Origin of the sequence: Anaerotruncus sp. G3(2012), from assembly GCF_000403395.2 — a bacterium.
Classification (GTDB): Bacteria; Bacillota; Clostridia; order Oscillospirales; family Ruminococcaceae; genus Anaerotruncus.
Map to the genome: position 1 here is coordinate 362,515 of NZ_KE159668.1, position 18,650 is coordinate 381,164.

Annotated in this window: 27 protein-coding genes and 2 other RNA genes; 11 read left to right on the forward strand and 18 right to left on the reverse strand. The window is 56.3% G+C overall.

The features are described from left to right. Positions 1-216 precede the first annotated feature (216 nt). The 8 genes from avd (at position 217) to C814_RS13510 (ending at position 5,404) form a co-directional block, all read left to right on the forward strand. On the forward strand, positions 217-750 hold the full coding sequence (avd, locus tag C814_RS22345; protein WP_016315896.1) for a diversity-generating retroelement protein Avd: 534 nt from the start codon (positions 217-219) through the stop codon (positions 748-750). An 817-nt stretch (positions 751-1,567) separates the two neighbouring features. Next, positions 1,568-2,749, forward strand: coding sequence for an RNA-directed DNA polymerase (locus C814_RS13485; protein ID WP_016315897.1), 1,182 nt, complete (start codon positions 1,568-1,570; stop codon positions 2,747-2,749). 88 nt (positions 2,750-2,837) lie between these two features. Next, the gene (locus C814_RS13490; protein ID WP_016315898.1) at positions 2,838-3,032 is read left to right on the forward strand and encodes a hypothetical protein; all 195 of its coding nucleotides are present in this window, start codon (positions 2,838-2,840) and stop codon (positions 3,030-3,032) included. 5 nt (positions 3,033-3,037) lie between these two features. Then, the gene (locus tag C814_RS13495) at positions 3,038-3,316 is read left to right on the forward strand and encodes a hypothetical protein (protein WP_016315899.1); all 279 of its coding nucleotides are present in this window, start codon (positions 3,038-3,040) and stop codon (positions 3,314-3,316) included. Between the two features lie 21 nt (positions 3,317-3,337). Beyond that, positions 3,338-4,333 carry an SPOR domain-containing protein gene (locus C814_RS24560; RefSeq protein WP_016315900.1) on the forward strand — a complete coding sequence of 332 codons (996 nt, stop codon included), beginning with the start codon at positions 3,338-3,340 and terminating at the stop codon, positions 4,331-4,333. A gap of 23 nt (positions 4,334-4,356) precedes the next feature. Continuing rightward, positions 4,357-4,680, forward strand: coding sequence for a hypothetical protein (locus C814_RS13500; protein WP_022788403.1), 324 nt, complete (start codon positions 4,357-4,359; stop codon positions 4,678-4,680). 15 nt (positions 4,681-4,695) lie between these two features. After that, positions 4,696-5,013 carry a hypothetical protein gene (locus C814_RS13505; RefSeq protein ID WP_016315902.1) on the forward strand — a complete coding sequence of 106 codons (318 nt, stop codon included), beginning with the start codon at positions 4,696-4,698 and terminating at the stop codon, positions 5,011-5,013. A 16-nt stretch (positions 5,014-5,029) separates the two neighbouring features. Then, positions 5,030-5,404, forward strand: a complete 375-nt coding sequence (locus C814_RS13510; RefSeq protein WP_016315903.1) for a hypothetical protein — start codon at positions 5,030-5,032, stop codon at positions 5,402-5,404. 242 nt (positions 5,405-5,646) lie between these two features. Here the strand turns inward: C814_RS13510 and C814_RS13515 are convergent, their stop codons facing one another. From C814_RS13515 to C814_RS13535, 6 genes are read right to left on the reverse strand one after another with little or no spacing between them, the layout of a single operon-like run. Then, complete coding sequence (locus C814_RS13515) at positions 5,647-5,856, reverse strand: hypothetical protein (protein WP_016315904.1); 210 nt, start codon at positions 5,854-5,856, stop codon at positions 5,647-5,649. Between the two features lie 14 nt (positions 5,857-5,870). After that, complete coding sequence (locus tag C814_RS24800; RefSeq protein WP_016315905.1) at positions 5,871-6,005, reverse strand: hypothetical protein; 135 nt, start codon at positions 6,003-6,005, stop codon at positions 5,871-5,873. Then, a complete protein-coding gene (locus C814_RS13520) occupies positions 6,006-6,356 on the reverse strand; it encodes a hypothetical protein (RefSeq protein WP_016315906.1) in 351 nt (116 codons plus the stop codon). A 3-nt stretch (positions 6,357-6,359) separates the two neighbouring features. Next, a complete protein-coding gene (locus C814_RS13525; protein WP_016315907.1) occupies positions 6,360-6,626 on the reverse strand; it encodes a hypothetical protein in 267 nt (88 codons plus the stop codon). Between the two features lie 14 nt (positions 6,627-6,640). After that, on the reverse strand, positions 6,641-6,952 hold the full coding sequence (locus tag C814_RS13530) for a hypothetical protein (protein WP_016315908.1): 312 nt from the start codon (positions 6,950-6,952) through the stop codon (positions 6,641-6,643). A gap of 14 nt (positions 6,953-6,966) precedes the next feature. Then, entirely contained in the window at positions 6,967-7,173 is a 207-nt protein-coding gene (locus tag C814_RS13535; RefSeq protein ID WP_016315909.1) for a hypothetical protein, read from the reverse strand. 196 nt (positions 7,174-7,369) lie between these two features. Here C814_RS13535 and C814_RS13540 point away from each other — a divergent pair, with 196 nt between their 5' ends. Beyond that, positions 7,370-7,630, forward strand: coding sequence for a helix-turn-helix domain-containing protein (locus tag C814_RS13540; RefSeq protein ID WP_016315910.1), 261 nt, complete (start codon positions 7,370-7,372; stop codon positions 7,628-7,630). Positions 7,631-7,649: 19 nt separating this feature from the next. Here C814_RS13540 and C814_RS13545 read toward each other — a convergent pair whose 3' ends face one another. From C814_RS13545 to C814_RS13575, 9 genes are all read right to left on the reverse strand, one after another. Further along, complete coding sequence (locus tag C814_RS13545) at positions 7,650-7,967, reverse strand: hypothetical protein (RefSeq protein ID WP_016315911.1); 318 nt, start codon at positions 7,965-7,967, stop codon at positions 7,650-7,652. Positions 7,968-8,232: 265 nt separating this feature from the next. Next, positions 8,233-8,584, reverse strand: a transfer-messenger RNA (tmRNA) gene (gene ssrA / locus C814_RS22965). Between the two features lie 37 nt (positions 8,585-8,621). Next, positions 8,622-9,101 carry an SsrA-binding protein SmpB gene (smpB, locus tag C814_RS13550; protein ID WP_016315912.1) on the reverse strand — a complete coding sequence of 160 codons (480 nt, stop codon included), beginning with the start codon at positions 9,099-9,101 and terminating at the stop codon, positions 8,622-8,624. A gap of 60 nt (positions 9,102-9,161) precedes the next feature. Beyond that, on the reverse strand, positions 9,162-9,563 hold the full coding sequence (locus tag C814_RS13555; RefSeq protein ID WP_016315913.1) for a GtrA family protein: 402 nt from the start codon (positions 9,561-9,563) through the stop codon (positions 9,162-9,164). A gap of 3 nt (positions 9,564-9,566) precedes the next feature. Continuing rightward, complete coding sequence (gene recR / locus C814_RS13560; RefSeq protein WP_016315914.1) at positions 9,567-10,166, reverse strand: recombination mediator RecR; 600 nt, start codon at positions 10,164-10,166, stop codon at positions 9,567-9,569. Between the two features lie 3 nt (positions 10,167-10,169). After that, entirely contained in the window at positions 10,170-10,517 is a 348-nt protein-coding gene (locus tag C814_RS13565) for a YbaB/EbfC family nucleoid-associated protein (protein ID WP_016315915.1), read from the reverse strand. A 251-nt stretch (positions 10,518-10,768) separates the two neighbouring features. Continuing rightward, the gene (dnaX, locus tag C814_RS13570; protein WP_016315916.1) at positions 10,769-12,391 is read right to left on the reverse strand and encodes a DNA polymerase III subunit gamma/tau; all 1,623 of its coding nucleotides are present in this window, start codon (positions 12,389-12,391) and stop codon (positions 10,769-10,771) included. Between the two features lie 53 nt (positions 12,392-12,444). After that, an RNA gene (gene ffs / locus C814_RS22970) (signal recognition particle sRNA small type) lies at positions 12,445-12,542 on the reverse strand. A 177-nt stretch (positions 12,543-12,719) separates the two neighbouring features. Next, positions 12,720-13,586 carry a DegV family protein gene (locus C814_RS13575; RefSeq protein WP_016315917.1) on the reverse strand — a complete coding sequence of 289 codons (867 nt, stop codon included), beginning with the start codon at positions 13,584-13,586 and terminating at the stop codon, positions 12,720-12,722. A 340-nt stretch (positions 13,587-13,926) separates the two neighbouring features. On the opposite strand from C814_RS13575, the gene C814_RS13580 reads away from it, so the two are divergent. Next, positions 13,927-14,877, forward strand: coding sequence for a 2-hydroxyacid dehydrogenase (locus C814_RS13580; protein ID WP_022788405.1), 951 nt, complete (start codon positions 13,927-13,929; stop codon positions 14,875-14,877). A 51-nt stretch (positions 14,878-14,928) separates the two neighbouring features. Beyond that, a complete protein-coding gene (locus C814_RS13585) occupies positions 14,929-16,308 on the forward strand; it encodes an MATE family efflux transporter (RefSeq protein ID WP_016315919.1) in 1,380 nt (459 codons plus the stop codon). A gap of 132 nt (positions 16,309-16,440) precedes the next feature. Here the strand turns inward: C814_RS13585 and C814_RS13590 are convergent, their stop codons facing one another. The 3 genes from C814_RS13590 to C814_RS13600 form a co-directional block, all read right to left on the reverse strand. Further along, positions 16,441-17,337 (reverse strand): DUF4392 domain-containing protein, encoded by an 897-nt coding sequence (locus C814_RS13590; protein ID WP_016315920.1) that lies wholly within the window; start codon positions 17,335-17,337, stop codon positions 16,441-16,443. 169 nt (positions 17,338-17,506) lie between these two features. After that, a complete protein-coding gene (locus C814_RS13595; protein WP_016315921.1) occupies positions 17,507-17,887 on the reverse strand; it encodes a DUF4363 family protein in 381 nt (126 codons plus the stop codon). Further along, positions 17,884-18,591 (reverse strand): DUF421 domain-containing protein, encoded by a 708-nt coding sequence (locus tag C814_RS13600; protein ID WP_016315922.1) that lies wholly within the window; start codon positions 18,589-18,591, stop codon positions 17,884-17,886. Before C814_RS13600 ends, C814_RS13595 begins: the two co-directional genes overlap by 4 nt. Positions 18,592-18,650: the final 59 nt, after the last annotated feature.

The window sequence follows — 18,650 nt, forward strand, 5'->3', positions numbered from 1 at the left end:
TCCCGCGCGGGCACTCCGCTGCGGGTGTTGGTTTCCGCGCCGCTTTTGAAAATCTGCAATCTGGTTCTTGAGATCTGGTTTCCGCCGCGGTAGCGGCGGTTTTCCCCTTCGGGGTCTTTGACCCCGAAGGGGTCGCGAAATTTTGAAAATTGGGGGCTGGTTTTTATCGGCAATTTGTGGTAGAATATTTAGACAAAAATCGAGGGGAGGGTGAAAATGCCGGATGATCAAGAACTGACAGAGGCACCGGATGGGCAGGAAACGATCAAGGTGAAAAAAGACCTGCTGGTGCAGCAGAAAATCTACGACATGATCCTCTATGCATACCCTGCCTTGGAGCAAATGCCGAAATCTCAAAAATTCAGTCTGGCCCAAGACATGAAGCACTGCATGGACAAAATCATGCGGCTGACGATTGCGGCCAACAAGAAGTACACAAAGCGCACCACCCTTCAGGAACTGGATGTCGAGATAGCGGCGCTCAAGGTTTACCTTCGGATTGCCTATGACCTGAAATACCTGCCGCCCAAGAAATACGAGGTGTGGTCTGGGATGATGGTCGAGATCGGCAAGATGGTGGGAGGCTGGATCAGGTCGCAAAGAGAAAACGCTGAACCGCCAAACCCGGATGCCGAAAAGCGGTACTGTGCAGACTGCAATGCCGAGATACCGGAAAAGGCTCACAAATACTCTATGGAGCATTTCGGCAGACCGCTATGCTACCGATGCCAAAAGAAACAGCGAAAGTAAAATCATGGGGACAGATCAGTGCTTCCTTTGCGCGGCGGCAATTGGGATAATGTGTCCAGGGCTGGCGTGTTCGCGCTGACTTTCAACAACCCGCGCGGGATTAGCAACTCCAATGTTGGTTTCCGCGCCGCTTCACCCCCACAGCCAGATATTCAGAGCTTACGGGCTTTGTTTCAGCGCATGGGGGATAAAGGGATCTGCCCCCTTGCCGAAAGGGACTATCCGAAATTGGGAACAGGCCGGCGCTTCCTTTGCGCGGCGGCTCCTATTGGGACGACCAGTCCGGGGCTGGCGTGTTCGCGCTCTACTTGGCTGTCCCGCGCGGGCACTCCGCTGCGGGTGTTGGTTTCCGCGCCGCTCTACCCTCAAAGCCAGATACGCAAAGCTCACGGGCTGTGCGTCAGTGCAGAGGGGATAAAGGGGCCTGTTTCCATGCCGTCCAAATAGGCAAAAAACAAAACCCTCATGGAAGCCGTTAGTAACCCGGCCACAGGCCGGGCGAACGCCGTGACACATGAATTTTTTGGGAACAGGTCGGCGCTTCCTTTGCGCGGCGGCAATTGGTGGAACACCTCCGGGGCTGGCGTGTTCGCGCTCAATCTGAATAACCCGCGCGGGAACAGTAACTGGAATGTTGGTTTCCGCGCCGCTTTACCCTCACAGCCGGATATTCAGAGCCTATGGGCTTTGTTTCAGTGCAGAGGGGATAAAGGGACCTGTCCCCGGCCAGGAATGGCGAAAATCAAATCTCATGGAAGCCGCCAGTAGCCCAGACCGGGCGAGAGCCGTGACACATGAAACTTTTTCGGAGTTAGGCATGAAATCCATCAAACACATCAAAGAAAAGGTCACAGCCTATGACAACCTGTACCAAGCCTACCTCCACGCTCGGAGAAACAAGCGCTTTCGGGATGAGGTTCTCGCCTTCTCCGCGAATTTGGAGGACAACCTGTACGATCTGCAAAAGAGCTTGATCGACATGACCTACAGGCCGGGGCCATACCGCAAAAAGGTGATCCACGACCCGGTGGACCGGCTGATTATGTGGCAAGCCTTTATTCATCGGGTGGTGCAATGGGCAGTTTACCAGATTATCAATCCCGCTTTCGTTCGGGGGTATATCGAGGATTCCTATGCCTGCATCAAAGGCCGGGGATCGGACGCAGCGGCCCAGCGCCTGTTTTATTTTATGCAGCAGGATGGGCGCATCGAGAAAGCGGCTGGCCTTGATTCGAGCGGAAAACCCGCAAAGCGCTTTTACCTGCAAAAGCTGGATACCAGCAAATTCTTCTACAGAATAGATCACCAGGTTTCCCTCGACTTGGTGGGGCGCAAGTGCAACTACGATCCATGGCTCATGTGGATCATGGATATGTTCGTCAACGCCGAGGGAGAGAAATTCGGCTTCCCGCCGGGGAAGGGCGTCAAAGAGGTTTCTCCAGATGAAATGGTCGCAGATAAGGGGCTGGCCGTAGGCAGCCTCTTAAACCAGATGCTGGCGAATGTCAACCAGAACGAGGTGGATCACTTCGCAAAGCGCAAACTGCAGATAAAGCAGTATGTCCGGTACATGGATGACATCGTAATGATTTCGGATAGCAAGGCGCAGCTTCGGGAATGGCGCAGCAAGATCGAGGGATTCATGGCTGAAAAGCTGAAGCTGGAACTGAACCCAAAGAAATCCTTCATCCAGCCTATATCCCACGGGATAGACTTCTGCCAGTACCGCATATACCCAGACCACATCCGGCTGAAGAAAGCGACAGCCCTGCGGATGAAGCGCAACCTGAAGCGCATCCAAGCCCTGTACGCAGAGGGAAAAATCGACCTGGACCGTGCCCAGCGAACTGTCACCTCCTACATGGGGCTGATGTCCCATTGTGACAGCTACCAGCTCCGCAAGGCCATCTTCGGGGAGTACAGCGACACCGAGTGGACGGAGGGCTGGTTTTTCCTGAAGCGGGACAGCGAAAAAATCAAAGAAGAAGATGACGGGTGATTCCGCCATCTTCTTTTTATTTGGCACCCTGAAAGGGAGAGCGGCAAAACCGCCCTCCCTTTTGTTATGCCATGAAGGGAGTGACCCCATGAGCAACCTTCAAATCATCGAAGGACTGTGTGGCATCTGCACCGATATGGCCCGCATCATCCTGGAACAGAAAAAGGTGCTTGCCCAGCACGATGCCTCCGTTCTGGAAGATGAAATCGAAAGAACCAAGACCCGCTTCCAAAAGCTCATCGGCAGCGGCGAATGGCCGGAATTACCATCAGAGGGGAGGTGAACCGTATGTACATCGATGTGGATACCATCATCAAGGCCGCAAGCCTTCTCGGAGCCATGAGCGCCCTGATCGGAGCTGTGATCGCCATCTATAAGGTCTATGAGAGCAACAAGAGGCAGACCGAGGCCATCAAAGCGATTCAGGAAGAACAGACGCTGGTGTGCTATGGCCTCCGTGGGGCTTTGCAGGGGCTGATCGAACAGGGATGCGATGGCCCCTGCAAGGATGCCCTGAATATGCTGGACAAGCACCTGAACAAGAGCGCCCACCACCCTGATCTCTAACGAAAGGAAGGATAAAGAAAAATGGCATTACTCACAGCAAACAAGGTCTTTCAGATGAACGGCGTGACCGTCAGCGAAAAGATTATCCCTGATGGCATCCGCTGGAAAGACGGGGCCAAAGCCCAAAAGGCCGGCTTCTCCGCTGGCAGCCTGTACAAAAAACAGCAGCGCCTGAGCGGCGGCACTGGAAAGGTGCAGGGCGTCACTATCCACAACACGGCGGATCTGGCCAATGTACATGATGACGGGGAACAGTACACCCGCGCAACCTACAATGAAAACATGGGATCGGTGCGGGTGCATTACTATGTGGACGATACCGGCGCATGGCAGAACCTGAAAGCAGGAACTGGCCTGTGCGCCAATGATCCAGTCGGTTCCGCAGAGGTGAGCTGGCACGCTGGCGATGGCAGCACCCCGGACGGCGGCAACATGACCACCATAAGCATGGAGGTAATCATGGGGGATACCGCAGCCCATGACGAAAAGGCCAAAGACAACGCCGCAAGGATGGCGGCATGGCTCCTCTGGAAGCATGGGCTGACCATTGACAAGCTGTTCAGCCATACCTACTGGGTGAACAAATCGGCGGGAAAACACTTCGCAGATGTGGACCGGCAATGCACAAACCCGGTAAGGAACCAGAAATGGTGTCCGACTTATATCTTCGGAAGCAGCAACCCGGACATCGCCCTGAAGAACTGGAAAGCATTCAAGCAGCTGGTTCAGGGGTACATGGACGCTCTGAACGGCGGGGCGCAGGCTCCCACCGCCGATGCCGCCGGGACGCTCTATCGGGTGCAGACGGGGGCCTTTTCCTCCAAGGCAAACGCAACAGCCTATGCAAAGAAAATCAAGGCGGCAGGTTTTGATACCTATGTGGTCAAGGCAGATGGTCTGTACAAAGTGCAGGTCGGGGCCTATAGCAAAAAGGCAAATGCTGAGGCGCAGATGCAGAAACTGACCGCCGCCGGATTCCAGGCGTTCATCACCACAAAATCCGGTACCCCCGTATGACACCGGCACGAGGCAAGAGGGCTGTGCGTTCCAAGAGGAAAACCGCAAAGAGCAAGCAGGAGCAGGAATTTTCCAAGCGCCTGATTGCAGACATTCGGGGCCTCCTCTGGACGGTTACCATCGGCGGTCTGGCCCTCGCCGCCTTTTGCATTTTCAAGAGCTTTGACGGCGCTCTTCCATGGCTCTCCGCCATGGTGGGCCTCCCTTGGGCGGCGCACGGCGTGATCTGCAGTTTTTATCTCAACATGGCCAAAAGCGACCACCGCGAGGGCGGCGTGACCTTTGAGGCTGCAAAGGCCACAAATTTCAATGTGGACGATGAGGGCGAAAGCCCCCAGGAATTTTGACAGGAGGACAATCATATGAACACCATCATCCAGCACATCCCCATGGCCATCTCCGCAATCTTGACAGCGGCCCTGATCCTGACCGTGGTGACCAACATCATCGTGCAGGTTCTGAAAGGGCTTACCTACGACAAAATCCCCACCAACTTTCTGGCGGTGGGGATTTCCATGGTCGTGACGCTGGTGGCATTTTTCGCTGTCTGCGCTATCGCCAAAATCGCCATCACATGGTACCTGATCGCCGGGGCCATTGCGCTGGGGCTTTTCGTGGCCTATGCCGCCATGTTCGGCTTTGACAAGCTCAAAGAGGCCCTGGGGCAGATCGGCAAGTAATAGGAGGTAAGCAGAGATGGCACGAGGCAAGAAAAACGCAAAGGCGGAAACTCCGTCCCCGGAGGAATCCGTTCTGACCGCAACCCCGGAAGTTTCTAATACCGAGCCGCAGGGAGATACTCCCTCCAGCGCTCCCGATGCCGCCGAAGAACCGGAAGCTCCCCGCATTGAGGAAATCCCGCTCCCGTTTACCGCAAGGATCAATGTGGCGCTGGCTGTCCTTCGGATGGCCCCGGACAGCCCTCTCATGGAGGTGAGGCCGGTCGGCACCCTCCCCCTGGGAACCCCGGTCACAATCACCGCCATCCATGAGGGATGCGCCCGGCTGAGGAACGGCCTCTGGATCAAGGCGGATTTCCTGACCCCCGATTCCGCAAAGGACACTCCGTAAAAACAAAAAAGCGGCGCACCATGCGCCTGTTACACAAAGCGCCTGTGCGGCCCCTGGGAGGCCCGTACAGGCGCTTTTATTTTTGTAGGGTAAACTTACACCAAAGCGCCGCAAAGGGCCTCTTTTTTCCTTTGGAAAAAAGACAGGCGGCAACCGCAAAGGTAGAGAAAGTATAAGGCAAAACAAAGAGGCGGCGTGTGGCCCCCGTATTGGGGAACCAGATGCCGCCTCTACTTTGCCATTCAGCGGTACACTTCGTTCTCAAAGCCGTGCCGCTTCAGGTAGGCTTCCGCCTGAGCCTCCTGGGTGAAGATGCGGGATTTTTTCTTCTGCCGGTCCCGCCCGATGATCACTGTCCCGCCGATGCCCTGAATCACCCAGACATCCTTCCCGGCTTTCCGAACCGGATTATAGTAGACAGCCTCGCCGGTGGCTTTGTTAATCATTTTCATATTCAATATCCTCCTTACTCATCATCGGCCACATAGCCGCCACAATACCCGGAATCCCGGAGCCTTGCCCTTGACAGAGCTTCATCAAAAGACCTTGCCCGAATCCTCAGATCGGGAAGCCCCGCACCAACAATCACCCATGTCAGCATTTAGACCGCCTCCTTCAATTCCCAATCGGTGATAAGAGGGTGACAATCCTCGTACTGCCAGCGGAGGGCATCGGTCAGGACCTGCACATCCGGCAGAGAACCATCCCCTGCACAACCGATATTGGAGTATTCGCCACTGACCAAGATGGCAGAGGAATCGGCCTTCACGATTTCCCGGAGCCGCTCCAGATAGTCCGATTCCAAAACCATGATGCCCTTGTCGTAGAGCATATCTTCCGGCCAGATAGTATCAACATTCCACGACCGGCCTTCCTTCCAGAGAGCGATCCAGCAGATACCGTCTGCCGCTTCTTCTCGAATGGATCTGGCACAATTTCTCAAACTCGCCATTTTTCAGCCCTCCCCATAAGTAACAACATACCCGTTATACTCGAAGCCTTCGGCGGCTTTGGCAGCATCCATAAGACGCTGGGCGAAATCTACAGCCTCCGAAGCTGGGACGGTTCCGATGGCGCTCCAGTTTACGCCTAACCGAATCGGCTCGTTGCCGAAATTGCTGCCCATATCATAGACGGTGATCGTGCGGTCAAGGTCAAGCTCGGCTTGGAGCTTCGACAGGGCCAGCGAGTAGGTGCGATAGCTAACGGTTTTCTGATTCATCTTCAAATCCTCCCTTACATTTCAAACCCGGCATTTTTGACGGTTTCAGCGATGGCATTGTAGGTGCGCTTTCCGATGGTATCGTACCAGCGGCTTTTGATTTCCCGGCTATCTTTGTAGAAAGCCACATGGCAAATGCCGGATTTCCGGTTGATGAACACCTGGACGCTGAAGGTCTCCGTTCTTTTGCCATACCAGACAACCTCGGTTTCTTTCGACCACTCACGCTGGAGAATCAGGCCGTTGCAGCTTTGGAGAATCTCGTTCTCGGCAGGCTTCTCGGTGAAGCCATTCCCATTCAGCAGGTCAATCAGATTCGCTTTCATTTCCAAACCCTCCCTTATTTCTCGTGCCGGATACCAGCGAATACGGCGGCTTCATTAAGCAGAGCCAACAAGTGCTGGGCGCTTCCGGCGTGGCCCCAATTTACATCCTCCGGGGCGATGTCCATGTGGTTATCCACTACATACCCCTTCAGGTCTTCCAGCAGGGTGGCGATTTCACCGATGGAACCGATATAAGAATCAACAGCCTTTTGATTTTTCATTTGACTACCTCCGTTTTGCTTTCAGGTTTGTTCCCTGTCCTTTACTGTGATTACATTATACCATTCATATGAATGAATTACAAGTGTCAGTAGTTACAAATAATCGGTCGTGTGAATGGTTATGTTATAGACATAATGACGGATTGACAAAACAATTCAAGTGAATTATAATAAAGAACAAAAGGGAGGTGAGCCAATGCGGAAAATCCCGATTACAGAAAACATGACCCCCATTGACAAAAAGTGCATAGAGGCGGGAATTTCCAGACGGGAACTGGCCCAAAAGAGCGGCATTCCGTATGTAACCATAGACCAATGGGCAAGGCGCAAACGCCTTCCCCGTGATGTCTACCAATTGAACAAGGTAGCTAAAGCCTTGGGGTGCTGCATTGAGGATCTGATAGAGCCAGAGCTGGCAGAGGCCGCAAACGAAAGCAAAGGGGATGGCTCAGATTAAGAGCCATCCCCCGCTATAATTATTCCGCAACAGTAAGATCATACAGCTTGGCCTTCAGGGCCGCAACCAGCGCCTCCGCTTCCGCCAGCTGATGCCGCAGGGCCTCACGCTGATCGGCGGCGGAGGTTTCCCATTCACGAACCACCTGCTCCGGCAAGCGCACTTGCTGCAATTCATCCGGCGGGGCGGGCGCTTTCTGGGAAGCGGCCCGGTCAGGCTGGAGGATGCCGAAGCTCCGCTTCAGCGCCGCCGCAATGTAGCTGTCGGGGCCGAGGCCGGCGAGAATGCTGCCGATCTGCTCCAAAGCCTGCAAATCCTGATTTTTCATGGTTTCCATTTGACAAACCTCCTTGATTTTTCTGCCCTGCGCTGTTACAATCAAGGTAGCCGGGGCAGAGCGTTCCCGGCCACCCTGATGTGGGTGGGGATAGCGGGGACCGGTCAAAGTGACCCGCTATCCCGTTTTTATACGCAAAAAAGACCGCCTTAGCTTCCTCTTTGGAAAACTAAGACGGTCTTTTTTACCGCTTCGGCAGCGGCATCGCCAATACGAACACAGGGCCAACGAAATAAATCGTGGTGCTGTTCGCTTGGCTCTCTTGTGGTGGAGATGGCGGGAATTGAACCCGCGTCCGAAAACCAATCCCTACAAGCTTCTCCGGGTGCAGTCGGTCTTTTCAGATTCCCTCACCGGAACGCCGCCCGACAGGCTTTCCGGTTTGGTATCCCCTGATACAATCCCGCCCTACGAGGCCGCTCAGGCGGGCCGTTCACCACTTATCGACGCCTGATCCGGGGCCGTGGTCCTCCCCGGGCAGACGGCAGCTTAATTAAGCTGCAAAAGCAAAATTATTGTTGTCGTTTAATTTTGAAAACGTCATACTTTTTAAGAGGTGCATGCTCCTCTACCCGCTGCCTGTACTTCACGATCCCCGTCGAAACCTTTACATCCCCATGAGGATACGGCGAAGCCGCATCGTTTCTAATACCATTATAGCAGAAATGATCCCCGTTGTCTATCCCGCAGAGCACGTTCGATGTCCCGTTTGGCATCCCGTTTTGCCATGTCTGCGCGCTTATCGTGGAGCTGTTTGCCCTTGCACAGCCCAAGCTGGACCTTGACCCGCGAGCCTTTAAAGTAGATTGAAAGCGGGATCAGGGTATATCCCTGCTGGGCGGTCTGTCCCATCAGCTTCATGATCTGCCGTTTATGCATCAGGAGGCGGCGCTCCCGGTAGGCATCCCGGTTGAAGATATTTCCATGTTCATATGGCGCAATGTGCATCTGTTTGATCCACAGTTCACCGTCCTTGATGTCGCACCAGCTATCCTTGAGATTGCAGGAGCCTGCGCGAAGCGACTTTACCTCGGTGCCAAACAGCTCGATTCCTGCCTCGAAGCTCTCCTCCACAAAATACTCATGGCGGGCTTTGCGGTTGATGCTGATGGTTTTGGTCGGCAATTTTTCCAAGTGAGACTCCCCCTCTCCAGATTTATGCATGAATACCTGGTTTCATACCAGACAGCGGCACTATTTGAAAACCCAAAACCTGCTGAGGATAAAATTCAGCAGGATGGTGACGCAGACCGTCGGCAGTTTGGCAAAAATAGTGCCGAACCCCATAAAGTCGATCAGCAGCTTGAGCATACCAATGCTTACCGCAAGGGTCAGCAGGTTGGAAATGACAAACTTGACCATCTGAAAACTGAAAAACCGGCTGGAAGTTTTAAAGGTCCAGCTCCGGTTGACCAGATAGCTGTTCAGCATTCCCGCCATATAGCCGCAGACCTGCGCCAGATAGACGTTGATCCCCAGCGCACCGGCCAGCAGGGTATAGATCAGCGCATCGACAAGGGTGTTCGCCACGCCGGTGATCCCAAATTTGACCATCCGCCAGATCTCCGCACCACGCGGCCCGTCCAGAAAAGACATCTCCTAGATTTCACTCCTTCCCTCAAGCGCGCGATAAAGGGTCACCTCGTCGGCATATTCCAGATTTCCGCCGACCGGAATGCCATAAGCCAGCCGCGTGACCTTGACCCCCATCGGCTTGAGCAAACGCGCAATATACATCGCAGTCGCTTCCCCTTCAACGGTGGGGTTGGTCGCCATGACCACCTCTTTCACCTCGTCCGAACCTAGCCGCGAGACCAGCTCCTTGATATAGAGCTGATCCGGACCGATCCCGTCCATCGGGGAAATCAGCCCATGCAGCACATGGTAAAGGCCGTTGTATTCCCGCGTGCGCTCAAAGGCAATCACATCCTGGGAATTCTCCACAACACAGATTATGCTGCGGTCACGCGCGTCATCCGCGCAGATCGGGCACAATTCGCTCTCGGTTAAGCTTTGACAGATTTTGCACTTCTTAATCTTTTCATGTGCTTCGAGGATCGCGTCGGCAAACTGCTTCGCCTTTTCCTTGGGCATCGCTAAAACGTGGAATGCCAGTCGCTGGGCGGATTTGCGCCCGATGCCAGGGAGCCGCTCAAACTGTTCGATCAGCTTTGTGAGCGGCACAACATGGTAGGCCATCGGTCAAAAAACGCCCGGGATGTTCAGGCTGCCGGTAATCTTATCCATCTCGGCGGCAGAATACTCCTCCACTGTGCGGATCGCCTCATTGACAGCTGCGACGATCAGATCCTGCAGCATCTCGATGTCCTCCGGGTCGACCACCTCGGGCTTCAGCAGGATGGATTTGACCTCCTTCTTGCCGCTGATCTCCACTTCGACCATCCCGCCGCCGGAAGTGGTCTTGAAGCTCATCTGTTCGATCTCTTCCTGTCTGGTTTTCATGTCCTCCTGCATCTTTTGTGCCTGACGGATCATCGCGTTCATATTCTGCGGGCCACCGCCCATCCCTTTCGGAAGTCTGGCTTTCATGATCTGTTTTCCTCCTGAATCTGTGTTTGATAAATCTTTCTTTTTGGCGTCCGTTCTGCAACTTCTTAGAACCTGTATTCATAATCAGAGGATGCCGGATGGGCGAGGGATTTTGCTGCCCTGCAAGGCGAAAAAACGCAGACAATACTTTGTGTATTGCAAGATTTTTCAACGCGGCAGGCCGGCAAAAGACCCGCTCAGACGGTGTCGAATGGTTGTGAATACGGGTTCTTAGATGCAAAACCGGTATGTTATTCGTTGACCTCAACCGGTACGCCCAGTTCATTCGCTTTTTTCAGCAGTCCGGCGAGCGGGTCGCTCTCCTGTTTCTGCTCTGCAACCGCGTATTTACCGGGGGTATACGGACCAAGGTTGTATTTTTGCCCAGTCACTGCGAAAATCGCGTCCCGCAGGCTCTCCTTTGCCGCTACGCTGGTACGCAGCAGGCTCCGGAACATCTCACTGGTGCAGTCGACCAGCATCATTTCCCCGCGGGTAAACGCCCGAGAATCGACCATGGCGCCGTAAAGGGCGCCGTTTCGCTTCTGGAGTTGTTCAAGCACCTCCGCCCAGTTCGGGAACGGCTCCACCTCGGGGAGCTGCTGCTCCTGTTTGGAAGCGGTCTCCGGCAGAGGTTCCGACGGTTGAGGGGCCGCAGATGCGTGTTTCGTCCGGGGCGTACGGACAGGCTTCTGCACCGGAACCGCCTGTTCTTCGGGGACAGCGGCGCGGACAGCACCATCTTTCCATGCCTGTTCGAGCCGCGCGACCCGCTCTTCCAACGCAGACACCGGGTTGGAGCTGCACAGGCGGATTACCGCCATCTCAAATTCGGTCCGCTTGAACGCGGTGCGGGAGAGCCTGCCCATCGCATCCTGCAAAAGGTTAATCGCATCCATCACCCGGTCGAGCCGGGCTTTTTTCGCCTGCGTCTGGAGCCGCCCAAGGTCTTCCGGTGTGGCCTGCACCAGGTCTTCCGGGTCTTTTACGGTGCTGACGACCATCAGGTTGCGGTAGTGGTTGACAAGCTGCTCGCAGAGCCGGGAAAAATCCACCGAGTTTTCACTGAGCGCGTGAATCTGTGCGAGTGCCTCGGCGGGCTTTCCTGCGATCGCCGCATCCGCAATCGCAAACAGATAATCCTGTCCGGCAAGCCCGGCTGCTTCGGTCACGGTTTCCGCGCTGATCTCCCCGCTGTAAGAGGCGCAGAGGTCGAGCAGGGAAAGCGCGTCCCGCATTCCGCCATCGGCAAGGCGGGCGATCAGCAGCGCCGCGTCATCCGAGAGGGAAAGCCCCTCCTGCCCGCAGATATAGAGCAGCCGGTCGGCGATCACGCGGGATTTGATCCGCTTAAAATCGAACCGTTGGCAGCGGGAAAGGATGGTCGGCAGAACCTTGTGGATTTCGGTGGTAGCCAGGATAAAGATGACATGTTCGGGCGGTTCCTCCAGAATTTTCAGCAGGGCGTTCACCGCGCCCGGGGAGAGCATATGGCATTCGTCGAGGATGTAAACCCGGTATTTTGCCACTGACGGCATAAAATAGGCTTCCTCGCGGAGCTGCCGGATGTTGTCCACCCCGTTGTTGCTCGCTGCGTCGATCTCCGCCACATCGAGGACCGAACCATCGTCGATCCCGCGGCAGACCTCGCATTCGTTGCAGGGGTTCCCGTCCGACGGGTGCAGGCAGTTGACCGCCTTGGCGATGATCTTGGAACAGGAGGTCTTCCCGGTCCCGCGGGAACCGGTGAACAGGTAGGCGTGGGAAAACTTCCCGGACGCAACCTCATTTTTCAGGGTCAGGGTGATATGGTCCTGGCCAACCACCCCGTCGAAATCCCGCGGGCGCCATTTCCGGTATAATGCCTGATACATCTTCCCACCGCCTTCCGGTAAACTCGAAAATAAAACGTGTGCCCACAGATGCGGACATGCAGATTACCTGCGGCGCACATCACAACCGCTTAATGCTGCTCGGTTCCCCGCCTGACATGGTTCACGGCGCTCTGTCGCACAGGACCCGCATGCCCGCATGTCTGGGCACACATTCCTTACGCTCCTGAAGCGAATCTATTGTACCAAAATTCTGCTGTAATTTCAAGCCAAAATCGATAATTTACAGCGGTGGCCGCAAAAACTTTTCGGTATCCGGACAGTTTGCCGGCTTTTTTCACCGGCCGCTGCAAAAATGCGAAACAGGTTTTCAGCGGGTGTGCGCCAAAAAGAAGAGTGCGACCGTTCCCGGACCAGAATGTGCGCCGATCGTCGGGCCGACATAACTCACGCTGTAATTTTTCAGCCCGTAGCGGCGGCAGACCTCATTCGCGACAAACTGTGCGTCCTCAATGCAGTCCCCATGCGAGATTGCAAAACGGGTGCAGCGTTCCCGATCCATCTGTTTGCCCATCCGATCGACCAGCTCAAGCAGCGAGGCCTTGCGTCCGCGCACCTTGCCGACTGCGGTGAGCCGCCCCTGATCGTCCACATGCAGGATCGGCTTAATGTTGAGCATGGAGCCGACCACCGCAGTAGCCGCCGAAACCCGTCCGCCCCGGTGCAGGTGGTGCAGGTCATCCACCGTAAAGAGCGCGGCGATCTGTGGCAGTTCCCCGCGGAGCACCGCGTCCGTCTCCCGCAGGGTCATCCCCTGGTCCCGCAGCTCTGCCGCACGCATGACCAGCATCCCTTCACCGAGGGATGCGCTGAGGGTGTCGATCACGCAGATTTCCCGTTCGGGAAATTCTGCCCGCAGTTCCTCCGCTGCAAGGCAGGTGCTGTGATAGGTGCCCGAAAGGGCAGAGGAAAACATCACGCAGAGCAGGTCCTGGCCCGCCAGCAGGCAGGGACGCAGATGCTCTTTGACATCCGTAATGTTAATCTGCGCGGTAATCGGCAGTTTTCCGGTGCGCATCTCGTTATAAAACGCTGAACGGGTATAGGCCGGGTCGTTGCAGCGGTAGGTTTTCCCATCCATTGTATAGGTAAGTTCCATCTCGATGATCTCATTCTCCGCAGCATAGCCGGGCACAAGGTCGGAGTTGGAATCGGTCACAATCGTAAATGCAGCCATGCGGCACCTCCTTTTTGTATGGCTTCGGGCACTCTGTCCCTGCAAAGCCGTTTTGTTGCTGCGCATATTATAACGGAATTTTTCTGAAAATACAACTGCTTTCCCGCAATCTTTTTGAAACCGGGATGGCAGGGCGGCCGAGTGGCGGGTTCCATGTGCGGGGGATGTTTTCCACAGGGAACCGCACCTGCTGTGAAAAATTTGTCCGCTGTTTTTCGGTTATGGGATGCTGCACCGGTCGGACGATTTGCAGGGAGGAAAGGGAAAAATGCGTTGAATTTGCGGGAATGATCTGCTAAGATGGACTTAGGACATTTATTAGATGGAGGTTGACTGGCAGATGGAAAAGAAAAAAATTGTCATTCTGGAGCCGTTGGGCGTGCCGCAGGAGCGGCTGCTGGAGATGATGCGGGAAAAACTGGGCGACCGGGTAGAACTGATCGCCTGCGCAGACCGGGCGGAGGACGTCCCGGCCCTGATCGAACGCAGCCGCGATGCGGATGCGGTGGTGCTCTCCAACTTCCCCTACCGGCGTGAGGTGATCGAGCACTGCCCCAGCCTCAAACTGATCTGTGTGGCATTCACCGGGGTTGACCATGTCGATCTTGCTTACTGCCGCGAGCGGGGGATTACCGTCTGCAACTGCGCGGGCTATTCAACGGCAGCGGTAGCCGACCTGGTGTTCGGCCTGTTGATCGGGCTTTACCGGAGGATTACAGCCTGTGACCTTGCGGTGCGCAGCGGCGGCACCAAAAATGGACTGGTCGGCCCCGAACTGGAAGGGAAAAGGTTTGGCGTGGTCGGGACCGGCGCGATCGGCTCTCGGGTAGCGGCGATCGCAAACGCGTTCGGATGTGAGGTCTACGCCTACAGCCGCACCCGAAAGGAGCTGCCGGGAGTCTGCTATGTGGACCTGGACACCCTGTTCTCGACCTGTGATGTCGTTTCGCTCCACCTGCCGCAGACCGAACAGACCAAAGGGATGGTCGATGCGCGCTTGATTGGGCTGATGAAACCGGAAGCGGTCCTGATCAACACCGCACGCGGGCCGATCGTGGACAGCGCCGCCTTGGCGGATGCGCTGAAAGCGGGAAGGATCGCGGGCGCCGGGGTGGATGTTTTTGAGATGGAGCCGCCGGTACCGCAGGACCACCCGCTGTTCGGCGCACCCAACCTGCTGGCGACGCCGCATGTCGCGTTTGCGACCCATGAGTCGATGGTCAAGCGGGCAGCCATCGTGGCGGAAAACATCCGGGCTTGGCTGGATGGGGCCCCACAGAACCTGGTCTGACCGGACGGCCCCGCCCGCGCAGGGCATCGAAAAAAGGAGGACGAGGATGAAATGGGACAAGCGGGTACCGTAGAGGGAAACCCACTCTGGTATGAACCAATCGGAAAACTGCTTTTGCGGTTTGCAGTTCCGTCGATCATCAGCTTTCTGGTCAGCGCGCTCTACAACATCGTCGATCAGATTTTTATTGGACAGGGGGTCGGGATGCTCGGGAATGCCGCGACCAATGTGGCATTTCCGCTGACCACCATCAGCACCTCGATTGCACTGCTGATCGGGGTAGGGGCCGCATCCAATTTCAACCTCGAACAGGGCAGAGGAAACCGGGAGCGCGCCGGACAGATCGCAGGAAGCGGCATCGCGATGCTGGCGCTCTTTGGGATTGCGCTCGCTGCGGCTGTCCTGCTCTTTCTCAACCCGCTGCTGCTCCTGTTCGGGGCGACTGAAGAGGTTCTCCCCTACGCGCAGTCATACACCGGCATCACCGCTTTTGGTATCCCGCTGCTCATCTTCACCACCGGAGGAAGCCACATGATCCGCGCGGACGGAAGCCCCCGCTATGCGATGTACTGTATGCTTTCAGGTGCGCTCCTGAACACGGTCCTCGATCCGCTGTTCATCTTCCGGCTGGACATGGGGATTGCGGGCGCGGCGCTGGCGACCGTCCTCGGACAGGCTGTTTCCGCAGGCATGGCGATCTCCTATTTCCCGCGGTTCCGTTCGGTGCGGATCACCTGGCGGCTGCTTCGGCCGCGCGGGGACTGTATGCGGGCGATCGCCGCACTGGGGGCGGCTGCCTGCTTTAACCAGCTCGCGATGACGCTGGTGCAGATCACGATGAACAACACGCTGACCTTCTATGGTGCGCTGTCCGACTACGGGCAGAACATCCCGCTGGCCTGCGTGGGCGTGATCTCCAAGGTCAACGTGGTGCTGATGGCGTTCATCATCGGCACCGCACAGGGCTGTCAGCCGATCTGCGGGTTTAACTATGGCGCGAAAAACTATCCGCGGGTGAAAAAGACCTATCTGACCGCGGCAGCCGCGGTCACGGCGATCAGCACAGCAGCTTTCCTCTGCTTTCAGATTTTCCCCCGTCAGATTGTCGCCATCTTTGGGGAAGGGAGCGAAGCTTATTTCCACTTTGCGGAACGGTATTTCCGCATCTATATGATGCTGGTGTTTCTCAACGGCATCCAGCCGCTGACCGCCAACTTTTTCACCTCGATCGGCAAGGCAAAGATGGGGATTTTGATGTCTATGACCCGCCAGATCCTGTTCCTGCTCCCGTTGATCGTGATCTTCCCCCGCTTTTTCGGGATCGACGGGGTGATGTATGCAGGCCCGATTGCCGACGGGGTCGCCGCGCTGCTCTCGGCCTTTCTGGCGGGCCGGGAACTGCACGATATGGGAAAACCCAGAACCGTCTGAGCTGTGGCAGGCGGGGAGCCCGAGCGTTCCCCGTGTGGAAGCCTCTGCAAAACATCTGAAAAAACAGCCCCCGGAAACCGTCTGTCCAGCGGTTTCCGGGGGCTGTTTTTCTCTTTTGGGAGGAGCGCAGGGTTACGCAAGAGGCACAAGAGCTGCCAGCTCCTGTGCAGCCGCATCGGTGAGGTCCTGCAAAAGCCGCAGGTGGAAATCCAGCGGGATACCGTCGACCGACCGGGCAGCCTTTTTAAGCGCACCGTCCACCGCCCCGGCCTGTAGGACTGCGTCCAGCATCCGGGTTTCCTCCTCGACAGAGGGGAGCAGCAGCCTGCCGCAGCGGACCGATAGAAGCGCGGCAAGCCCCCAGCCCCACCAGTTTGACACCCCGGCGGCGAGGGTATAGTCGCCTGCGAGAGCGGCGCAGATTTCGGCACCATTCGGCACAGACCGCTCGACCAGAGGACGCAGGCCGCCCATCCCAAGCTCGTTCCCGCCATCCCCGATCCCGATGGTGACCACCCCGCGCTGGTTTGCAAGGGAGAAGAGCGGGTCGGTGTCCGCTACAATCGCGTCGATCTGTTCCCCGCGCATATTGTGGAAATGGCCGTCCAGCGCTTTCCCCGGGCGTTCGAGCGCGACAAGATGGGTGGGCACGAAGCTGGCAAGCAGCGCTTCTGCGGCCTGTTCCGGCTGTTCCTGCGGAAACCGGACAAGCTTTGCCTCTGGTGCGCGCAGATCCAGCGCCGCCTGCACCAGCGGAAAGGAAACGGCATCGGTGACGACACAGACCTCCCCGCCAACCGCGGAGAGTGCGGCGGCAAGGTTGGCGGTTCCCGAAGGGCCGTCGGTCTCCCCGCGCACACCAGTTTTCCCGCCGCAGGGGATCGAAAAGCCGGTGAGCAGCAGCGTCCGCCCGGCACCGAACAGCGTATCTGCGGCCGCATCCGCCGGAAGCGGCGGGATTCCGGCAGGCAGGCCGCGTCCGCCTGGGTCCTGCCGCATCAGCGCGCAAACCTGTTCTGAAAAATGCATACTGATCCCTCCGTCATCGGGCAGGAAAACAAAAAAGACCCACCCAATTTTTGAAAAAAATTCGTGGATCTTGTCTATTTTGAGGACAGCCGGGAAAGCGCCCCGATAAACAAAAGAACTTTATCCTTTTTTCAGCCTTAATATACCAGATTCCCCCGAAATTGTCAAGTTAAAAGATATTTTTCAGGCTGGGGATTTCGGATTCCCAGATGTGGCAGATCAGCTCCTGAATCCGCTCGGTTTCAGCAGCAAGGTCGGGATATTGCTCATAAAATGCGTACGCGGGCAGGCGCGCCACGGCACCAGTGAGGGTATCCAGCTCGTCATGGTGGATGTAGTGGACCATGAACGACTCATGATGGTGCCATTCAAGCTGGAACTGTGCGGTCAGCTCTTTGAGCTTTGCGGCATCCTGTTTGTCAATCGCTTCGGAAATCTGCTCCAGTGTGGCTTCCATCTGGTTGGCGGCGCGGGTGAGGTGCCAGAGCGATACCCCGCTGAATCCCCAGACCATCACCAGCACCGAAAGTGCAATCCAGAGCCGCTTCATCTCCCCGCCTCCTTTCGTTTTGCCGGATGTTTGTCCACCGGCACGATCAGATAATCCGCCTGCCGGTTGCAGGTCATCAGAAAGATGTCCTTGGTGTTATAGCCGTGGTCGGTCACCGTCTTTTCAAGCCACTCGTACCGGAGGTTGCAGTATTGCAGGCCGCTGTCGATCACCACACCGTCGCTGATGATGACCACCGGCGGTGCGGAATCGGCCGGCTGGCCCTGTAATCCCAGCGTTTTGGCGGTGAGCGGCTGTGCCTCGAACTTTTGGTAGACACTGAGCTGGCCGGTTGTCTCGACGATCGCAAAGGCGACGTCCCGGATATCAAAGATGTTGTTCCCGCGCAGCTGCTCCATCATATCGTCGATCGTAAACCGGAGCTCTTTCAGCTCCTGCTGGTCGATCTTGCCGTCGCGGATAATCACCCGCGGGGTGCCTGATATGATCCGGCGGGCGGCTTTGGATTTGAGGGTGAGCGCCGACACGATCACATCGAAGATCACGAGGGTGAGAATCGGGATCACGCCGCCCATCAGCGGGACATTGGAATCCTCGATCGACATGGTTGCGATATTGGAAACCATGATGGTCACGACCAGTTCAGACGGTTGGAGCTGTCCGAGCTGACGTTTCCCCATCAGGCGCAGGCCGGCGATGATGATGATATAGACGATCAGCACCCGGAAAAATACGATGAACATGGGAACGGTTGACCTCCTGTTGCAGTTCGATTCTGAAAACTAGTTTGCACAGGAGGTTT